General features: G+C 32.2%; 17 protein-coding genes. 2 read left to right on the top strand and 15 right to left on the bottom strand.

The genetic code is table 11. The annotated features are described in order from the left end of the window. Nucleotides 1-72 precede the first annotated feature (72 nt). From G9F71_RS09520 to G9F71_RS09480, 9 genes are all read right to left on the bottom strand, one after another. Nucleotides 73-1,065, bottom strand: a complete 993-nt coding sequence (locus G9F71_RS09520) for a D-2-hydroxyacid dehydrogenase (RefSeq protein ID WP_124999876.1) — start codon at nt 1,063-1,065, stop codon at nt 73-75. A 91-nt stretch (nt 1,066-1,156) separates the two neighbouring features. Further along, nucleotides 1,157-2,317 carry a hypothetical protein gene (locus G9F71_RS09515; protein WP_164949003.1) on the bottom strand — a complete coding sequence of 387 codons (1,161 nt, stop codon included), beginning with the start codon at nt 2,315-2,317 and terminating at the stop codon, nt 1,157-1,159. A gap of 54 nt (nt 2,318-2,371) precedes the next feature. Then, entirely contained in the window at nt 2,372-3,403 is a 1,032-nt protein-coding gene (locus G9F71_RS09510; RefSeq protein WP_164949002.1) for an electron transfer flavoprotein subunit alpha/FixB family protein, read from the bottom strand. 76 nt (nt 3,404-3,479) lie between these two features. Further along, the gene (etfB, locus tag G9F71_RS09505; protein ID WP_164949001.1) at nt 3,480-4,265 is read right to left on the bottom strand and encodes an electron transfer flavoprotein subunit beta; all 786 of its coding nucleotides are present in this window, start codon (nt 4,263-4,265) and stop codon (nt 3,480-3,482) included. Between the two features lie 38 nt (nt 4,266-4,303). Next, nucleotides 4,304-5,437: a putative isocaproyl-CoA dehydrogenase AcdB gene (acdB, locus tag G9F71_RS09500; RefSeq protein WP_164945693.1), complete on the bottom strand. Its 1,134-nt coding sequence runs from the start codon at nt 5,435-5,437 to the stop codon at nt 4,304-4,306. A 58-nt stretch (nt 5,438-5,495) separates the two neighbouring features. Further along, entirely contained in the window at nt 5,496-6,626 is a 1,131-nt protein-coding gene (locus tag G9F71_RS09495) for a 2-hydroxyacyl-CoA dehydratase subunit D (RefSeq protein ID WP_164949000.1), read from the bottom strand. Beyond that, nucleotides 6,626-7,846 (bottom strand): 2-hydroxyacyl-CoA dehydratase subunit D, encoded by a 1,221-nt coding sequence (locus tag G9F71_RS09490; RefSeq protein WP_164948999.1) that lies wholly within the window; start codon nt 7,844-7,846, stop codon nt 6,626-6,628. The genes G9F71_RS09495 and G9F71_RS09490 overlap by 1 nt, the downstream gene beginning before the upstream one ends. Before the next feature lie 23 nt (nt 7,847-7,869). Further along, nucleotides 7,870-8,676, bottom strand: a complete 807-nt coding sequence (locus G9F71_RS09485; RefSeq protein WP_164948998.1) for an acyl-CoA dehydratase activase — start codon at nt 8,674-8,676, stop codon at nt 7,870-7,872. 88 nt (nt 8,677-8,764) lie between these two features. Continuing rightward, nucleotides 8,765-9,976, bottom strand: a complete 1,212-nt coding sequence (locus G9F71_RS09480; RefSeq protein ID WP_164948997.1) for a CaiB/BaiF CoA transferase family protein — start codon at nt 9,974-9,976, stop codon at nt 8,765-8,767. A gap of 326 nt (nt 9,977-10,302) precedes the next feature. Here G9F71_RS09480 and G9F71_RS09475 point away from each other — a divergent pair, with 326 nt between their 5' ends. Continuing rightward, on the top strand, nt 10,303-11,943 hold the full coding sequence (locus tag G9F71_RS09475) for a sigma-54 interaction domain-containing protein (RefSeq protein ID WP_164948996.1): 1,641 nt from the start codon (nt 10,303-10,305) through the stop codon (nt 11,941-11,943). Nucleotides 11,944-12,400: 457 nt separating this feature from the next. After that, the gene (locus tag G9F71_RS09470; protein ID WP_164948995.1) at nt 12,401-13,963 is read left to right on the top strand and encodes a M4 family metallopeptidase; all 1,563 of its coding nucleotides are present in this window, start codon (nt 12,401-12,403) and stop codon (nt 13,961-13,963) included. A gap of 87 nt (nt 13,964-14,050) precedes the next feature. Here the strand turns inward: G9F71_RS09470 and G9F71_RS09465 are convergent, their stop codons facing one another. From G9F71_RS09465 to G9F71_RS09440, 6 genes are all read right to left on the bottom strand, one after another. Further along, entirely contained in the window at nt 14,051-14,191 is a 141-nt protein-coding gene (locus tag G9F71_RS09465) for a hypothetical protein (protein ID WP_164948994.1), read from the bottom strand. Between the two features lie 93 nt (nt 14,192-14,284). Continuing rightward, entirely contained in the window at nt 14,285-15,577 is a 1,293-nt protein-coding gene (locus G9F71_RS09460) for a helix-turn-helix transcriptional regulator (protein ID WP_164948993.1), read from the bottom strand. Between the two features lie 144 nt (nt 15,578-15,721). Further along, entirely contained in the window at nt 15,722-17,011 is a 1,290-nt protein-coding gene (locus tag G9F71_RS09455; protein WP_164948992.1) for a homoserine dehydrogenase, read from the bottom strand. Nucleotides 17,012-17,060: 49 nt separating this feature from the next. Then, complete coding sequence (locus G9F71_RS09450) at nt 17,061-18,374, bottom strand: aspartate kinase (protein WP_253199356.1); 1,314 nt, start codon at nt 18,372-18,374, stop codon at nt 17,061-17,063. Between the two features lie 28 nt (nt 18,375-18,402). Further along, nucleotides 18,403-19,893: a threonine synthase gene (gene thrC / locus G9F71_RS09445; protein WP_164948991.1), complete on the bottom strand. Its 1,491-nt coding sequence runs from the start codon at nt 19,891-19,893 to the stop codon at nt 18,403-18,405. Nucleotides 19,894-19,908: 15 nt separating this feature from the next. Next, nucleotides 19,909-21,126 (bottom strand): cofactor-independent phosphoglycerate mutase, encoded by a 1,218-nt coding sequence (locus tag G9F71_RS09440; RefSeq protein WP_164948990.1) that lies wholly within the window; start codon nt 21,124-21,126, stop codon nt 19,909-19,911. Nucleotides 21,127-21,464 lie beyond the last annotated feature (338 nt).

Raw genomic sequence — 21,464 nt, 5'->3', positions numbered from 1 at the left:
TACTATTCATTTGAATAGTACCTTTATTCTAGCAAATATTAACAATCTAAAGTCTAATCAAATTTGTTATAGTTAGTTTACAATATAATTACTTGTACCATTTTTAATAATATCGTAAGCTCCATCTAATCCGCCTTCAACTAAGTTTTTAACTGCTGTTTCAGTATAAAATGCTATGTGTGGTGTTAATAATACATCATCACGGTGAGTAAGTTCTTTTAGCATCTCATCCTCAACTACCTTACCTGAAAAATCTTTTGTAAAATAATTAAATTCATTTTCATATGTATCTAAAGCTGCAGCCGCAATTTTACCACTGTTTAAAGCATCTATTAACGCTTTTGTATCAACAATTGTGCCTCTAGCTGTATTAACGAAAAACACACCATCTTTCATCTTATCAAAAATTTCTTTGTTAAATAAATGGAAATTATCATTTGTAGCTGGTATATGTAATGAAATTAAATCTGCTTGTGCAATAGCCTCTTCAAGAGTATCTACATATTCAATACACTCTTTAGCTTCTTCACAAGGGTATAAATCGTATCCTATAACTTTTGCACCAAACCCCTTGAAAATTTGAGCTGTTATACGTCCAATTTTGCCCGTTCCAATAATTGCAACAGTCATGGATCTTATTTCTTTAGATATAATTTCTTTTCTCCAACGATAATCTTGTTCTTTCATAGCTACTTTAATATGATTCACATGGCGAACAATATTAAGTGCAGCAGTTATAGCATATTCAGCAATTGCATTAGGTGAATATACAGGCACGTTTGTAATAAATAATCCATGTTTTGTTGCCTCCACCATATCGAACATGTCAACCCCAGCTGTTCGTGATGCAATTTGTTTTATTCCTTCATCTTTTAATCCTTTGTAAATTCCATCTTCCATCTTCTTTGTTTGACAAAGACAGACTCCATCAAATCCTTTTACTAAATGAATATTTTCTAATGATAAAGGTTCTGAAATATTTTGAACTTCCACTTCACGTTTTTTGCCCCAAGTGCTAGCAGCACTGGCTTCATCTTCTCTTGCACTAAACATAATTAATTTCATTTTAATTTTCCTCCTTTTATATTAAAAATAAACACACAGGTATCTTAGGAGATGATTATGTCTGCTTTTATGTTAACTTCTAATCCATCTATTATAATGCAATATCTTTATCTTTATTCACTGGTTTCCATCCTATAATACCTTTTATAAGCAGTGGTAATATGATAACAAATATTGAAATATATCCTATTGTTCCATACCCTTTTGCGATAAGTGGTATAAGTCCGAACTGAGCTACACACCATGTAAATACTACATATCCAAGAGAAACTAACGCACTTCTCTTAGTTTCTTTTTCAATTTTTATAGCATCAGTATCATTTCTAGCTAAGAAAGTAACTACTCTACTTGTTATTCCGAATATTAAGTTTACACCGGTAGATATTGATCCTAAAATTACTAATATTGATATCAAAGGAGTCATCCATGAAGACCCCACACCATGCATAACAACAAATAATGCAGGTACTGTCTCTTTTAATATACCGTCCTTATAAAATCCCATTATACCTAATGTTGATATTCCAAGTATGGATGCATTTAATACAAATCCCCATATTGCTGCTTTTTTAGCCTCATTTACATCTTTTAAAGCATTTGAGTGGGCTAAATAAGCCCCAAGAGCAGCAGCCTGAAAACCTGCATACATCAATGTTTTCCATAAAGCTGATCCAAAGGAAGCATCATTAACTATTGCTCCTGACTTTAGAGCTGCAATATTCGCGGTGATGTCACCCCATGATGCAATTACATTAGGTACGTATACAACAAGCATACCAACAATAATAGCAATAGCCATAACCGAAGCCGCATCCCTTACTAATTTCGCCCCAAATATAGTCAAAATCAACATTCCTACTGCGATAACAATGGTGTTAATGATATAACTTGTTCCGAATACAGCTGTGATAGTAGCTCCACCAGTTGCAAATGCAATAGCTGTACCAGTTATCAAGAGTAATTGATATATAATTTCAAATATTGGGGACATTACTTTTTCCACAGGTTTATAAAATTCTAATGTCCAGCTTTTATAATCATACTTTTTCTTATCCAATGCAAATTTCCAAGCGTAATAAAAAATAACTGCAAGCAATGCTTGCGAAACTATTGGTAAAAATGCAGCATACCATCCATATGCTACAAAATACTGTACCACTTGTGCTCCTGATGCAAACCCACCCCCAAAGTGAGTTGTAAACCATACAAATGCTACTGCAAAATACGCAGGCATCATTTTTTTAGTATTCATAAAATAGCCCCCTACTTTATTTAACTCTCATTCACAACACTTATTACATTTTATTTATACATTTAACCTTTTTACTAATTCATCAACGTTATCTAATTCCTCAGTAAGCATTGGAACTATATCATATACATCTCCAACAATACCATAGTCAGCTACTCCAAAAATCAGAGCTGATGGATTTTTATTGATAGCAATTACTACATCTGCTTCCTGCATACCAACAACATGTTGAATAGCACCAGAAATACCACAAGCAATATAAACAGTAGGTTTCACAGTTGTACCAGTTTGACCTACTTGATGAGAATGATCAATCCATCCTGCATCAACAGCTGCACGAGAAGCACCAACTACTCCACCAAATTTATCTGCAAGCTTTTTAAGCATTTCAAAGCCTTTTTCATCCCCAAGACCAAGGCCTCCAGAAACAATGACATTAGCATCTACTAAAGATACCATATCCTTATTAGTTTTTACAGTTTTAATTACCTTTGTTCTTATATCCTTCTCTGACAATTTAAAGTCTAAATTAATGATTTCCCCAACTTTTGATTCATCCTTTAGAGCTTTATCCATAACACCTGGTCTTACAGTAGACATTTGTGGCCTGTTATTTGGGCAAATAATAGTGGCCATAATGTTACCTCCGAAAGCAGGACGAGTCTGCATGATTTTTTTATCCTCTGGGTCAATTTCAAGTTTCGTACAATCTGCTGTTAGTCCAGTGTCTAATCTAGATGACATCCTAGGAGCTAAATCTCTACCAATATGAGTTGCTCCAAGTAGCATTATTTCTGGTTTAAATTGATTTACAGCATCGCAAATAACTTTTGTGTAAGCATCTGTTGTATAGTTTTCTAAAAGAGAACTATCTGCTACATATACCTTTTGTGCACCATAAGAAATTAATTCTTTAGCAAGTCCATTTACATCTTTTCCTAGTAACACAGCACATAATTCAACTCCAACTTCATTAGCAAGCTTTTTACCTTCTCCCAAAAGCTCAACTACAACCGGAGAAATTTTACCTTGTCTTTGCTCAGCAAATACCCATATATTTTTATATAAACTTAAATCCATATCCATGTTTACCTCCAACTAATATAATGTATTTTGTTTTTCCATAAATTCAGTATTATGCAACGTATTTATTGCAAATCACTTATATAATGTGTTTTTGTTTTAAAGCCATTACCAATTCTTCAACCTTTTTCTTAGATGTTCCCTCAAGCATTATGCCCTTTCCCTTAGGTTGTGGTGTAAATGATTTAAATACTTTAGTAGGTGAAGCTTTTAATCCTACTTGACTTGAATCAATATCAATATCTTTAAAGCCTAAAACCACAATTTCTTTTTTATATGCATCAAATATTTTGTCTACTGACATATATCTAGGTTCGTTTAACTCCTTAACTGCTGTTAGTAATACAGGCATATCTACTTTAATAATCTCATATCCATCTTCTAGTTGCCTTTGTACTTCTAATTCATTACCTTTAATTTCAAGGTTCTGAACATATGTAACTTGTGACATATGTAGTTTTTCAGCAATCTGAGGTCCTACCTGCGCTGTATCTCCATCTATTGCTTGTCTTCCTGCAAAAATTATATCAAATTGTCCTATTTTATTGATACCTGCTACTATTGCATTAGATGTTGACCATGTGTCAGAACCACCAAATGCTCTATCACTTAAAAGAAACGCATCATCTGCACCCATAGCTAAACATTCTCTTAGCATATAATCTGCTTGAGGTGGTCCCATGGAAACCACAGTTACTGTAACATCTTTATATTTATCTTTTATTTTAAGAGCTTCCTCTAATGCATTCGCATCATCTGGATTTAAAATACTTGGAACACCCTCGCGAATAAGGGTTCCTTTCTCTTTATCAATTTTAACTTCTGTAGTATCTGGCACTTGTTTTACACAAACTAATATTTTCAAAATATATACCTCCAAGTATAAAAATTTTTATCTTATTTCTATCTTAAAACACTGGCTGCGATTACCATTTGCTGTACTTGTGATGTACCTTCATAAATAGATAAAATCCTAGCATCTCTGTACATTCTTTCAATTGGATAATCCTTTATATAACCATATCCACCATGAAGTTGTAGTGCTTTATAAGCGACCTCATTAGCCACCTCCGCTGCATAGTATTTTGCCATAGATCCTTCTTTTTCAATTTTCATATGGGCATCTTTCTTTTCTGCAGTATCATAAACTAATAATCTAGCTGCACATACTTTAGTTTCCATATCAGCTATGGTAAACTGAGTATTTTGGAATTTAGACAATGTTTTACCAAATTGAATTCTTTGCTTAGTATATTTTATAGCTTCATCTAAAGCACCTTGAGCAACTCCAAGAGCTTGCGCTGCAACACCGATTCTACCAGCTTCAAGAGTATTCATAGCAATTTTAAATCCCATACCCTCTTTGCCTATTAAATTTTCCTTTGGAACCACAACATTTTGGAAAACTAAATCAGAAGTTTCTGTACCTCTAATACCCATCTTGTCCTCATGAGCACCATGAGAGAATCCTTCCCAACTACTTTCTACTATAAATGCTGAAGTACCACGTACACCTTTAGATTTATCAGTCATAGCAATTACTATGGCAAAATCACAAATAGGAGCATTAGTAATAAAGCACTTTCTACCATTTAAAATATAGTTATCTCCATCTAACACAGCCTCTGCTTGCTGTGCACCTGCATCTGAACCTGCACCAGGTTCAGTTAAAGCAAAGGCGCCAATTTGCTCGCCTAAAGCTAAAGGTTTTAAGTATTTTTCTTTTTGAGCATCTGTACCAAAATTCATAATAGGTAATGCAACAAGAGATGATCCAGCAGTAACAAATGTACCTGTAGAGCAGCACTTTCTACTGATTTCTTCCATAACTATTGCATATGAAACATAATCTGCACCAGCTCCACCATATTCTTTTGGAACTATTGTGCTTATAAATTTATACTTTGCCAACTTATCCATTAATTCCCTTGGCATCACACCAGTCTTATCCATCTCCGCTGGCAGTGTGTCTAATTCTTTTTTTACAAAATCTCTAACTGCCTTTTGTAAAAGTATATGTTCTTTTTTAAATAACATAATAATATCCTCCATTTCAACTTTTATATAGCATTATTTTTATATAATCATGTTCAAATTATAAGCTTAGCATTTCAGCAAAAGTTTGAACACGAGTTCTAGCTTGTTCATTATTTTTCATTTGTTGATCTATCTCAAGATATAAAGTAGGAACTCCTGCTGCTTCCACTTCTTTCTTAATTAGTGGATAATCATATTCCTCAGGATCACAGAATTTCATCATACAGAAAATAACACCATCTATATTTTTTTCTTTTATTTGCTGTGTTATAATAGCTCCACGTTTTTTCTCAGGATCATATGCCAAGGAGCAGCCCTCAAAAATGGACCAAAATCTTGCTAATCTATCTACTGCATCCGATCCTTTTGGAACGTCAAACCTAAATTGTCTTGTTTCCTGTGCTAAATCATCTGCAGCTACTGCAATATTATTTTCAGCGAGAATGCTCAGTAACTCTTCTGAGTCTGCTAATATACCTGATAATAATACTGTTTTTCCTAACCATTTTTCAGCAGGTATTTTCCCTACTTCTGAAATAAGAACTTTCACTAATTTTGTATGCTCCGATTTTTCCATGAAGAAAGCACTCTTAATGACTGTATTTCTAATTATTGGAGTAATAATATTTGGATACTTTGCAGCTACTTCTACAAATTCTCTCATGGTCTTTCTATAGTCGTTATAAATCTCAATACTTTCATTTAATTTTTCTTCTGTAATGATGCAACCACTAATTTCTTCTAATCTTTTTTTGATATTATTGTATTCACTTTTTAAATACACAATGCCAGCTTCAATTTTTCTGTTTTGAGGATGAACAAGTGAAATATATTCAACCTGTGGAACAGCTACCTTCCAATTCTGGCCCATACATATTAACGTATCACACATACCAGGTATAATAACCGCTGATAAATCATCGTAGACTCCCTTTAATCCATATTCAAGGCAAGACTGCATAATTGAACAAGCAAATGCTGGGAGATATTGTTTACTTAATTCAATGTCTGTAGATCCTCCCCAAATACCCATTGGAAACATTCCAGCAGCATGAATAAGCTCTTCAGGACAGTAAACAGGGAAACATCCAACTACCTTGATACCTTTTTCTCTATATGATTTCACCACTGCTCCTGGATTATTAACAACATCTTTCATCTGAGATAAAATAGTTTCAAAGCTACTCATTAGTCATTACCTCCAGTTATTTTTCTTTCTTCCATTACTTCAACTAACCCTTGAATCCTTGTTTCAAATTGAGCCTCTGTAAAATTCCTTGGATCTGCTTGATCTCCATCAAAACCTGCATAAGGTAAACCGGTAGCTTCATACACCTTTCTTTGCATTTCATATTGCATCAAACTCATCAGTTTACAGCTTCTGTTCATATGGTAGAAAGCACCATCGCAATCACCTGATTTTAGAGAATCAATTCTGAATTTAGTCATTCTTTCTAAATTCACATTATTAAACATACTACTATAAGCTCTAGCCATACCATCTAGGTCGTTAACTTCGTACTCTAAAGCCCAAGCATCAGGGTAAACACTCCCAGTCATATTAACACCATATTTTGATAATGTTTTCATTTTAAATCCAATATATGGCCAGCAAGGTATGCCTTCCATCATGATTCTAAATTTTTCTTCTCCCCTAAACGTTGTTTCCTTATTTTTAATTCTCTCTTCTAATTCTGCAATTAATAGTTCAAAAGCATCAGTTGTTTCCTGTTTACCTCTTGCACAAACAATAACTGCCATATAGTTGAATAAATCAAACCCATTCATAGGAGATGGTTTTGCTGAAGGTAAACTCATTGAATACTTCCAAAGCTTACCGTTTTTAGTAGAAATCTTCATGACTTCTTCAAATTTTTTAGGGTCAAATTTCTTTCCAGAAATCACTTCTAACTGTTTAATAGCTTCATCAAATTGACCTTTTAAATAATCTATTCTTTCCTGACTAACTTCATATTCATTGTTAAATGTAGTGTCAATCAAAATAAGTGGTATATTTAATTCCTTAGAGATATTTTCATACCATTTAACAACTTGATTACAAATATTGTTACAACATAATAGAAAGTCAGGACGAGGCATATCTAAGCTTTCACAACCGCCATTTTCAAGAAATCCAAAATTAGTTCTTGCGTAAGCACATATGTCATTAGAATATCCTTTGTCCTCTGCAATACCACATAATTTTAAAGATTCTCTTTTTGCAGCTATTCCTGCTGCTTGATTTTCAGGATAGCATACACTAAGCCCAAAACACTCCGCAAGCTCTTGAGGAAATACAGATGTGGACCAACCTACAGGTTCACCCTTTGCTTTAGCCTCAAATGCATTTTCGTACTGCTTTGCTAATAAATTGCTTATTACTTCTTTTGATGATAATTTATCGCTCATTTTTCTCCTCCTCAAACCCTTGATTAGTTTTCAATTTCATTGCTTTCAATTTCATTATTTTTAAGTTCATCGAATGCATACAAAGCTGCCCCTAACGCTCCAGTAAGTTGTGCTAAATCTGGTACAATTATTTCAAGTTCAAGAGCTGCTTCCATAGCTCTAACAACCCCACTATTTCTTGCCACCCCACCTACCATTACCACACTTTCCTGGATACCTACTCTTTTTGCAAGACTAGAAACCCTTTTAGCTACTGAAGCATGAATACCAGCAATGATATCTTCAATTGCTGCTTCATTGGATAAATGAGAGATTACCTCTGATTCTGCAAAAACAGTACATGTACTACTTATAGGAACTTCCTTTGTAGATTTAGCAGACAAGTCACCTAAATCTGAAACATTAACTTCAAGTGCTCTTGCCATAACATCTAAAAATCTTCCTGTGCCAGCAGCGCACTTATCGTTCATAACAAAATTAACTAACTTACCACTTTCATTAAGCTTTAATGCTTTTGCATCTTGTCCACCAATGTCTATAATGGTTTTAGCACTAGGAACTAAGAAGTTAACTCCCTTTGTATGACAACTCAGCTCGCTAATTTGCTTATCAGCATCCGAATATTTCATTCTTCCATATCCAGTTACTACTAGTTTTTCAATATCCCCACGTGAAATATCCAGCTTCCCAAATAATTCTTTCAACGCCCTTGCAGGTCCTGTAGTGCCTGTACCTGAGGGTATAGTTGCAGTAGCCACGATTTTTACACCATTTTCAATAATTACACCTTTGGTTGCCGTAGAGCCTATGTCGAGTCCCATTGTATACATACTATCCTGTCCTTTCCTATTTAGGCACATTCAAATTTATTTGCTAGTCTATTTCTCCTAATATACCTTACTAACAATTCCACTAAACCTATCTAACTAGTTTGCCTGATTTCAAAGTCTGAATTTCTTCCATATTATATCCAATTGAACTTAATATTTCATCTGTATTTTCTTCAAGTCTTGGAGCAGGAGTCATTTCCCTAATACCCATTTCTCCAAATTTAACAGGTGAATTAACTAAAATACCTTCATTACCTGAATCATAGGTTTTCTTTACTAAATAGTCATTTGCCCAAGCCTGTTCATCTACAGCAATATCTGCACAAGACTGAACTCTTTCAAAAGGAATATCACATTCCATAAGAACTTTTTCCCACTGCGCAAGAGTTTTTTTAAGCATTGCCTCTGCAACAATAGTAACCATTGACTCAACATTTTCCACCATTCCATTACGGGTATTATATCTATCATCATTCATTAAATCTTCTCTATTAATAGCATTAAAGAATCTTTCAATCCATTGATCATATTGTATTAATGCTAATTGAATCCATTTTTCATCTTTACATTGGTATGAATTACAAACAGGAGAGTTTGGACTAAGTCTAGACATTGGCATTTTATTTCCATATTGATCAGACATAATCATAGATCCTAGTCCATAAATACCCATATGATAAAGACTTACTGTTATCTTTTCTCCTGTGCCTGTTTTAGCTTTTTTCACAAGAGCTGCGCATGCACCTGCTGCAAGAGCAATACCTACATAGTGATCACCAAAGCCTGCAGCAACATTTGTTGGCGTAGTACCTTTTTCCATAAGTGAAGACATAACACCACCTCTTGCAAAATATGATGTGTAGTCAAATCCAGGTTTATCTTTTAGTGGACCTTCTTCTCCATAGCCTAAAGCTTGTACGAATATTAAACCAGGATATTTTTCTTTAAGTTGTTCATAAGATAATCCAAGTTTTGCAAGAGCTTGCACGCGAACATTTGTGACAAAAATATCAGCCTTTTCAAGTAATTTATGAAATACTTCCATACCTTCTGTAGATTTTACATTAACGCAAATACTTTTTTTATTGAAGTTTTCATTTTCAAACCAAGGATTTTCATCTTCCTGGCAAGGTGATGAATATACTGAACCAATACCTCTCATGTTTTCTCCAGAAATAGGCTCTACCTTAATAACATCAGCGCCCCAATCAGCAAGCATTCTAGCAGCACATGGTGCAGCGATGAAGGTTGCAAATTCAACAACTTTAATTCCTTTTAATAACCATTTGTTATCATCCATTTTAATCATCCTTTCAATATTTTTTTGCATTTAAGTATTATATATGTTTATGCATTATAAACTTTTAGGTGTTGTAAACTTTTACACACTATATACATTAGCAATAGTTGTGCCAACTATTACTTGTTTAAAAAACTACACTAAGTCTATTTTTTAACAAGCTTTTAAAAGATAATTTATTCAAACATCTTGCAAAATGCAATTATTCATTGCATTTTGCAAGATTTTCTAGCTTTGTTCAGAAATTTATGTTATTATAATGTTATTAAATTAACATTTTTTTATAATTCAAAGGCTTTATTTTATCTTGAAAGGCATGGTGTTATATGAATACTATTTCAGAAGATATGTTAAACAAAATATATAATCCTATAATTGTATGCAATAGTACTGGACAAGTATTATATACTAATAGCATAATGAATAGTTTTTTTGAGTATGCAAAAATCAAAATTCTAAAAAATATACAAGACCTTGATATAGATTTCAATTATGAAGATATTTTAGAAAAGGGAACTAGTCACCGCAGTATCTTAATAAATGGCCTCCTTTGTCCTGTTAGCATACATAGACTAACTGCCCAAAGTAATTCACTTAATATTATGTATATGTTTGATAGTTCTCTTATTAATAATAAAACCGTCGAGAATGTTATAAATGATATTGATGAGGTAATTGTTATTTTCAATGAACTGGGTATAATCGAAAAAATGAATGAACTTTGTGATGTACTTTTGCCCTTTAATCGCTGCGAAGCGCTTGGTCAAAGCATTTATGAGATATCACAAAGAGGTTTGGTAAAGGATCCTATTATTATTGATATGCTAAAAATTAAAGAGAAGATTTATAGAAATGTTAAATATCCAAGTGGAAAAACCCTTGCCTACACAGCTATACCTTTTTTCCATAATAATGGAGATCTAAAGGGTGGCGTACTTACTGGTCGCGATATTACCCGATTGATAAAATTGCAAACAAGCATAAATCTGGATATTAAACAGCCTGAAACCATAGAATATATTAGTCAAAGTAAGGTTATTGATAATATCAAAAAGATGGTCATAAGAGCAGCTGCTTATGACTCATCCATATTTATTACTGGAGAATCTGGTGTTGGTAAAGAAATTATTGCTAGGATGATTTATAACTATAGTTCCCGGCGCGAAAAACCTTTTATTACAATAAACTGTGGTGCAATTCCCTCTGAACTTTTAGAATCTGAATTTTTTGGATATGAAGAGGGTACCTTTACCGGTGCTAAAAGAGGTGGTAGAAAAGGCCTTTTAGAAGAAGCCCATGGAGGTACCATTTTCCTTGATGAAATTGGCGAATTGCCATTGCCAATGCAAACAAAAATCCTCAGGGTATTACAGGAAAATGAATTCACAAGAATAGGTGGAACAACACCTATAAGATTAAATATCAGATATATTAGTGCTACAAATATATCTGATGCGGAACTTCATAACAGTAAAAGATTCAGACAAGATTTATATTATCGCCTTAATGTTATACCAATTAAAATTCCGCCTATCAAAGATAGAAAAGAAGATATTTTTCCTTTAATTAAATATTTCCTTGATTATTATAATAAAAAATATAATAGATGTTTAAGATTTTCACCAATAGCAATAAAAATACTTTATAAATATGATTGGCCAGGAAACATAAGGGAACTTAAAAATATGATAGAAAGGTTAATTGTCCTTGCAGCTAATGATGTTATCAGCGAGGATGACCTTAGCATATTCATGAACCTAAGCGAACCTGAAAATCCTTTAAATGATATGCCTAGTGTTACAATAAATGGTCATAGTAATCTAAACACGGTATATGGTATAGTGGACCAAATAATGATACCAAAAGCCATAGAAAAATATGGCTCCGTCGTAACCGCTTCTAAAGAACTAGGAGTTAATCCTTGCACAATACACCGAAAAATCAAAAGCGGTTGTATAAAATTATAAAAACATATTAAGGATTACAAGTGTTCATTACTGCAAATTGCTTTAATGAACACTTTCTTTATATTCTGAAGTTACTTCATTGTTAACCCATTAAGTATGAAAATAAAAAAAATACAATAACTATAATATTTGCATTTCATCTTTTAGTAAGATGGGATGTTTTTTATTTTACAAAAAAATAAAGAAGCACCTCTTATATATTTTATATAGATTAAAAAAACCGTTGAATAATCAGCAACTTTTTTTATTTTAAGCTATAAATGCAACTAAATGTCGAGTTTTTTTAGTTGCATCTTATGATATTTAATTTATAATAAAAAAAATGTCGATTGTTCAACAGTTTTTTTTATTTGAAACTACTAATGTAACTAAATGTCGAAATATTTTAGTTACATTTTTGCAATATTTGATTTATAATAAAAATATAAAAATATTAAAATCTAAGGGGGTTTTTACTTTGTTATCAAAAAAATTGGTTTCTTTAGTTATTATTTCATCATTATTATTCTCAGGTTTCGCACTTCCTGTACAAGCTAAAGGGAATGTATCGCAGGTCAATCCACCAAGTTTTGAAACGGGAAAATTATCAAAACAATTGTCAAAGGACATGAAAGGTGTACAGCAATTCTTCAAAGAAAATAATTATGGAATTGAAGACCCTGTAAATGAATTGAAAGAACTAAAATCAAGTGATGACAAATTGGGTTTTAAACATATCAAAACTCAACAAATGGTAAAAGGCATTCCAATTTATGGTAATGAATATATCGTTCACTTTAATCAAAATGGTGAAGTATACGCTATAAATGGTAAATATGATGTTAATGCAAAAAATGTTAAAATAAATAAAGCACCTTTTATAGGTCAAAAGAAAGCTCTTGAGATTGCAAAAGCACAAGTTAAATTTGATGAACTTGAAACAGATCCAACCATCAAACTTTTCTATTACAATGTAAATGATGAATATATTCCTGTTTATTTAGTTTCATTAAGTTTCCTATCTCCAACACCAGGATATTGGGACTTCTTTATAAATGCCGAAGATGGAACTATAGTAAAACAAGTCAATAAAATAGAACCTATTGCGGCTACAGGAACAGGCCTGGGTGTACTTGGCGATACCAAAGCATTAAACCTTGACAAGGTTACTGTAAGTGGCAAAACTCAATATCAATTAAAAGACACTACCAAAGGTGCTCTTATAACTACTCTTACTGCCTCTAACGGCACTAATATACCTGGTACTACGGTTTTTTCAACTACAAGCACAATTAATGATAAAGCAGCTGTAGATGCACATGCCTATGCAGGCGTTGTATATGATTATTATAAAACTAAATTCAATAGAAATAGTCTTGATGGATTAGGTATGGGTATTAAATCTACAGTTCACTTTTCTAAAGATTATGTAAATGCTTTTTGGAATGGAACTCAAATGGTTTATGGAGATGGAGATGGAGTTGAGGCTATTGCATTATCTGGTGCTTTAGATGTTGTTGGTCATGAAATGACCCATGCCGTAGATGAAAAGGAAGCACATCTTACTTATGAATTTCAATCTGGAGCGTTAAATGAATCTATGTCAGATGCTTTTGGTGCATTCATCGAGTACTATGGCCAAGCTAACAAATTTGATTGGCTAATGGGTGAAGATGTTTGGACACCTAATGTAGCTGGCGATGCATTAAGAGACATTTCCAATCCATCTAAATATGGAGATCCAGATCATATGAGTAAATTTGTAGTTTCTCCTAATACTCGAGAAGGAGATTGGGGTGGAGTTCATACAAATAGTGGAATTCCAAATAAAGCCTGTTACCTTACAGCTTCTAATCCTAATGTAGGTATTAATAAAGCAGAACAAATTTATTACAGAGCTTTAACTAACTATTTAATTTCTACTTCTAACTTCCACGATGCGAGAGTTGCACTTGTTCAATCTGCAACAGATCTTTACGGTGCAAGTGGCCCAGAAGTTGCTGCTATAAATGCAGCTTGGAATGCTGTAGGCGTAAATTAAAAAAACAAGTGACCCTATATTAATATAGGGTCACTTGTTTTTTTGTTAAACATGAAAATTTTTAAATTCTACCTTAAATACCTATGTTTATACGTTACGTACTGATGTAATATTAAATCCTTTAGAATCTGGATCATCTGTAGTCATAGTTTTTATTTTTCCAAACGCCGAGACTGCCGCAACTAAAATAATACAACAAATCATATTTCTTAAAAATTTTTTATTCATATTACGCCCCCCTTTTTAATATAATGTAAACATTACATTTAAGTACATTATAACATAAATTGTAATATGAAACCATATCCCCTGTAAAATCAGTTACATATTTATTAATTTATTCAAAGTTTTTAATCTATTTTTACATTTTTCCATGTCATTATTTTCAATATTTACAAGTGCTAGCTTATTTGATATTTTAATATAAATCATTAGTACTGATTGGATATTCTCTCTAGAACTCAATATGTCTAACATTTCTTCGTATAAGTAAATTAACCTCTTATCATCACATAAATCTATATATATTTTTTCAAGCATATTAAAACTCGATATTGTATACTCTAAATCCTTATACGCAACTGACATATCAAATCCTTTTGTTAAAAGATTTGTAGCTTCATTCACTATTTTATTTTTTATAAACACATTAGACTTATCTATTAAAGTACGATGCAATTTGGATTTATCACTTACTTCTCTTAGTTCTTGTGATTTATCAAAATAAAACAATGAATTTTCACAATCATTTACTTCTAAATATGCTAAAGCTAAATTATTATATATATTTCCTAACATTGGATATTTTAATTGATCTTTTTTATTTAACATTTCTTTATAGATTTGTATAGATTTATTGTACTTATTTTTAGAAAAATAACAGTTTGCCTCCAAAACTCTAGCATCGATTATATCGAAAAAATCTATATCATAATCACATATATCTATGTACTTGTTTATATGCTCAAGCGCATCATCTATTTTGTTTAATTTTTTATATACTAGTGCTATATTATATAGCGAATTCCTTTCAACTAGTTTGTAATTTCCTATAATTGATAAATTGTATGCCTTTGTAAAAAAACTTAAGCTTTCAAAGTACTCCAACATTTGCAATCTACATCTGCCTAATTTATTGTAAATAAAAGCTTTCTCTTCTATTCCATTAATACTATTATAAAAGATTAAAGCATCATAATAATAAGTAAACGCTTCACTACATTTACCACCGCTATATAACATATTCCCTTTCTTTACATACAATGTTGATAAGATATCTAACAAACTATACCGATTGCATACATCAATTAAATTATCAATTTCATCCATGTATAAGGTATCATTTATTTTTTCATTGCAATATTCTATAGCTTCCTCCTGTGGACTTTTTAGTAGATACTTTTCATCTATATCTAAATCTGTCCCAATTTCTTTTGATTTTGATTTAAATATTTCTATAAGCAATTCTGCAGTTTTTAAACTTAGTTTTCTTTTGTTATTTTCAACCATGCTAATAAAGTTTCTAGATACACCTATTGACGTTAATTCTTCTTGTCTTATTCCAAGAATTTTTCTCAAGTTTTTAATTTTTTCACCACTGGTTAGAAATTCCATACTTTCACCTACTTTATATATTAATTTGATCCTTTTTTAATATAAATAGTATAACATACTAGAGTCATTTGTCAAAAAATTACTTTTGGAAAATTAGCAAACAAAAGTTGGTAATATAGTTACCAACTTTTGTTTTTAATTTCTTTAATTAAATGACTCTATCCTTATTATACTTTCAACTCTGTTTACATTTTCTAGTGATTTTATTTTTTCAAGGGAATTTCTTATATTCTTTTCTGTACTTTTATGAGTAATAAATGCTAGTGGTACATCATCTTCACGGCTTACATCTTGAGTCATGGATATAATGCTAACATTGTTTTCACCAAAAATTTTTGCTGTATCTCCTAAAACTCCTGCTCTATCTTTAACATTAAGTCTAATATAGAATTCCGCTTCATTTTCTTCTGGTTTTTTTATTTCTTTAAAATTAGATTCCTCGCTTACCTCACTTATGTCCGCTGGCTTTACATTGTTTCTTAATATGGATATTATATCACCTACAACTGCACTTCCAGTTGGCAAATCTCCTGCTCCTCTTCCATATAACATTAGTTCTCCAACTGCATTGCCTTTTATCATAATGGCATTAAAGACATCATTTACATTTGCCATAGGATGATTTGAGGGTATTAGAGTTGGATGTACTCTTAGCTCTAATTTATTATTTTCTTCCTTTGCTATTGCCAGTAATTTTATTGTATAGCCAAATTTTTTAGCATATTCTATATCCAGTGAACTAATACTTCTTATTCCTTCTCTATAAATGGCATCATGATTAATTTTAGTTCCAAAGGATAATGATGCCATTATAGCAAGCTTATACACCGCATCATAGCCATCTACATCAGATGTTGGATCTGCTTCAGCATAACCTTTTTCCTGTGCCTCTTTTAATGCTTCCTCAAAGCCGATTCCATCATTAGTCATTTTACTTAATATATAATTAGTTGTTCCATTTATAATTCCAATTATTTGCTGAATTCTATTGGCTGTAAGACTCTCATTAATTTCCCGTATTATTGGAATTCCACCAGCCACACTTGCTTCATAATAAAATAAAACCTTTTCCTCCTCAGCTATTTTGAATAACTCCTCACTCCAGTTTGCAATAACTAGCTTATTAGCAGTTACAATATGCTTTTTAGCTTTCATAGCGCGTATCATATATTGCTTTGCTTCACCGCGTCCTCCAATGAGTTCAACCACGATTTTAATACTTTCATCATTAATAATATCATCAATATTGTCTGTTAATATTTCCTTAGATATAGCAATATCTCTTTTTTTATTTATATCTTTTACTAGTATTTTAGCTACCTCTATTTCGTAATTGGAACGTTTCATTATTTCTTTTTTATTTTCCTTAAGTATTTTCCAAACGCCTGTGCCAACATTGCCAAAGCCTAAAATTGCTATCTTTACCTTTTCCATATCGCTTTCCCCCTAGTAGTTAACTTTATTACAGAAAATCAAGTGATTATTAATTCTCAAAGGCTTTATACACAGCCCTAATTGCATTTTCAAAATCCTCATTTTCTACACCAACAAAGATGCTGAGCTCACTAGATCCTTGATTTATCATTCTAATATTTATATCATTTTTTGATAAGGCACTAAATAATCTAGAAGATATCCCCTTAGTCTTTATCATGCCTTCTCCAACTACTGCTATTAAGGCCATATTAGGATAGGCTATTAATGAATCTGGTTTACATTGATTTTCAATTTCTTCTAATATTATATCCAGCTTATTGTCGAGCTCAGCATCGTCAATTACCAATGAAACTGAATCTATCCCCGATGGTATATGCTCGAAAGCTACATTATTATTTTCAAGAATTGAGAGAATCCTTCGTAAATATCCTATATGCCTGTTCATAAGGGTTTTTTCAATTGCTATAACTGTAAAATCTTTTTTTCCTGCTATACCTGTAATCTTTCCAACCTTAACCTCTAATTTATCATTTAAAATAGTAGTTCCCTTCTCTAAGGGATTATTAGTATTTCTTATGTTTATTGGAATTCCATTATTCTTAACAGGAAAAATTGCCTCTTCATGAAAAACATTTGCACCCATATATGAAAGTTCCCTAAGTTCTTTATAGGTTACCTCTTCAATATGTTTGGGGTTACTCACAATATTGGGATCTGCCATTAAAAACCCTGATACATCTGTCCAGTTTTCATAAACTAGCGCCCATACACCCTTAGCAATTATTGCTCCTGTAATGTCTGAGCCACCTCTTGAGAAGGTCCTTATTTCACCATCTCTGGAAGCACCATAAAATCCCGGTATTACTGCTTTTTTTACCACTGATAATCGCTTATTTACAGCATCATAGGTTGCTTTCTCGTCCAAACGTCCACTTTTCTTAAAAACAATAATTTCAGCAGCATCAATAAATTCATACCCCAAATATTCAGCGAGTATTAAACCATTAAAATACTCCCCCCTACTTGCTACATACTCTTCTGAAGCTCCATTAATTATTTTTTCCTTAAGTTCTCTTAAATATTTTAAAATATCTATGGAAAGATTTAATTCACTACATAAAATAGTATATCTTCCTTCAATTAATTTAAATAATTCATCAAAGGGTAGTGATTTTTCCACATGTTCATGACATAAATATAAAAGATCTGTGATTTTATAATCACCACTGTTTCGCTTACCCGGAGCTGATGGTACAACGTAGGCCCGTCTATTATCGGACAAAACAATATCTTTTACTTTTTTGAATTGCTCACTATCACATAATGAACTTCCACCGAATTTTGCAACTATAACTTCCATAATTTATGCCCCTTACTGTTTTATAATTTTATATGTTAAGTATCTTTTCTATTTGCATTTGCATTTCATCTTTTGCGCATTTAGTTTTGTGAAGCACAGGTCTCTTTTCTAAATCCACTATGCCTGCTGGAATATCAATGTTCGTCATTCTACTCAGCTGCTTTATTAATTCAAAGTCATTTAATCCTACATATTTTGCATCTATTGATTTCATAACATCTGGTGTGAATTTATAAGGGCTTGCAGTAGAGACAATAACTGTCTTTGTAGTGTCCTTTGTCTCTTTTAAATACTTTTGATAAACCGCATAGGAAACTGCTGTATGTGTATCAATTACATAATTATTAGCTTTATAAACTTCGGTTATTGCATACGCCGTCTCTTCTTCATCTGCGTAACCTCCATAGAAGTCTACTAGCCCTTTTTTCATAATGCTATCAATTTCATATTTACCATCTACTGAAAGGTCTTCCATAAGGTTTTTTATCACTGTTGCATCTTGTCCACTAATAGAATATAGCAACCTTTCAAGATTACTTGAAATCAATATATCCATTGAAGGAGACATAGTAATTACAAAATCCCTTACTTTATCATAGATGCCGGTATTTATAAACTCAAATAAAACCTTATTTTCATTTGAAGCACAAATTAATTTTTTAATTGGTAATCCCATTTTCTTTGCGTAATATCCCGCTAATATATTGCCAAAATTACCAGTAGGAACAGAGAAATTTATCTCCTCCCCTATTTCAATGTCCCCTCTATTACAAAGCTGTGTATACGCATAAAAATAATATACAACCTGAGGTATTAGCCTTCCTATATTTATTGAATTAGCTGATGAAAACATACTATTTTTCTCTTCTAATTTTTTTAGAAGATTAACATCCGTAAGCATCTGTTTAACTCCATTTTGTGCATCATCAAAATTTCCATTAATGCCTATAACAAAGGTGTTATCTCCAGTTTGTGTTACCATCTGCCTTTTTTGAATCTCACTTACACCCTGCTCCGGGAAAAATACTATTATCTTTGTACCCGCAACATTTGCAAATCCTTCCAAGGCAGCCTTTCCAGTATCCCCAGAGGTAGCAGTAAGAATAACCATCTCTTTATCATTATTCAGCTTTTTTACTGCGGTTTTTAATAAGTATGGCAGTATTGATAATGCCATATCTTTAAATGCTAATGTAGGTCCATGGTATAGCTCTAAAAAATATGTTCCACCATATTTTACTAGGGGTGCAATAATAGAAGTATCAAATTTTTCATCATAAGCCTTATCTATACACATTTTTAACTCATCTTCCTTATAATCCGTTAAAAATTCTCTCATTATAGTTAATGCTAACTGTTTATAATTCATATGCATAAGATCTTTAAGCTTGGTGTTTAACTTAGGTATTGATGTGGGTACAAAAAGCCCACCATCTTCGCTAAGTCCTCTTGCAATAGCTTCTGCAGAGGTTACGGCCTTTTCATTTCCTCTAGTACTCTTATAATATATTTGTTTCATATTATTAACTTCCTCCTACCTAATACCTTTTAAAAAATAATCCATTAGCTTATATCCTTCTGGAAAATATAGACCTGTATCTTTTGCCGCAAATTCATCATAACATCCATTAGGATTGTCCTTCTCGTCATTACTTTGATATATTAAAAATGGAACAGGATCACTTGTATGTGTTCTGAGAGATAGAGGCGTTGGATGATCCGGAAGTATTATCATTTTATAATCTTCACCTAATCTATCCATTTCTTCTTTAATAACCTTTACTATTTTGTTATCTATGTATTCTATTGCTTTGTATTTATTTTCTATTTCATATCTATGACCACATTCATCTGGAGCTTCAACATGAATATAAACAAAGTCATTTCCCTTTGCAAGCTCAGCCATTGCGGCTTTTGCTTTGCCTGTATAATTAGTATTAATATTCCCAGTGGCTCCCTCAACATCAATAATATCTAAGCCTGCACAAAGTCCTATGCCTTTTATTAAATCGACTGCAGAAATCACTGAACCTTTTAAATTATATTTTTCATTAAAATTGGATAAAAGAGGTCTTTTACCTTCACCCCAAATCCATATGGAGTTAGCTGGATTTAATCCCTTTGCCACTCTTTTTTTATTTATATCATGCTGAGATAGAAATTGACTACTTTTCTTTGTCATTTCTTCAATTACTTCACTATTTAGACCCTTAGGCATATAATCCTTTACTTTCTTACCCAGAATATCATGTGGTGGTGTAAGCTTCCATTCGTACGGCCCATTATCCCATATCATAAGATGTCTATAGCTAATACCTGGATAGAATTTTATTGCCTCAGTGCTTAAATACTCACTTAGTGCACTTATTAATTCCGCTGATTCCTCAGTTGTTATTTCACCGGCACTATGGTCCAGCATAATCTTTTCCGCATAAGGCTCACCTTCAGATAAAGTTACCAAATTACATCTAAAGGTAATGTCTGTATCTAGCATAGGGACTCCCATGCTTGCTGCTTCAAAAGGTGAACGTCCACTATAATATACAAAGGGATCATAGCCAAAGACAGCCATATTAGCTGTATCACTGCCTGGAGGCATACCTTCTGGCACAGTTTTAACCATACCTATAATACCGTGCTTTGCCATATAATCAATAGCAGGAGTACTCGCATATTGAATCGGTGTTTTGTTATTTAATTCTTTCATAGGGTAATCTGCCATTCCGTCTCCTAATACTACAATATATTTCATATGTTAACCCTCCTTCTTTTGATTTTTTAAGTAGTTTTATCTATTATAGTATAAATTTATCTATAAATCAAAATTTTAAGCTAAAAATGAATAATTTTTTTTTAGAAACCGTCATTTTCATGAAAAATAAGAAAATAAAAAAATTTTATAAAGGTTCTTCCTTATACAAATTATTGGGTTCAAATATGATATTCTTATGAATATCATACATTTAACAAATACTACACATATTCTTAATAATGCCGTAACAATTTTATGTTAATATATATTTATAGGTTAGTAAATTAAAGCGAAGTCCCCCTTTACTTTAATAATAAAGGCTGTGAAGTAACACTTCA

Source organism: Clostridium sp. FP2 (genome assembly GCF_011065955.2).
Taxonomy (GTDB): domain Bacteria; phylum Bacillota; class Clostridia; order Clostridiales; family Clostridiaceae; genus Clostridium_AD; species Clostridium_AD tagluense.
The sequence above is the reverse complement of the archived record's forward strand: the minus strand, read 5'-3'. Positions and strand labels throughout refer to the sequence as shown.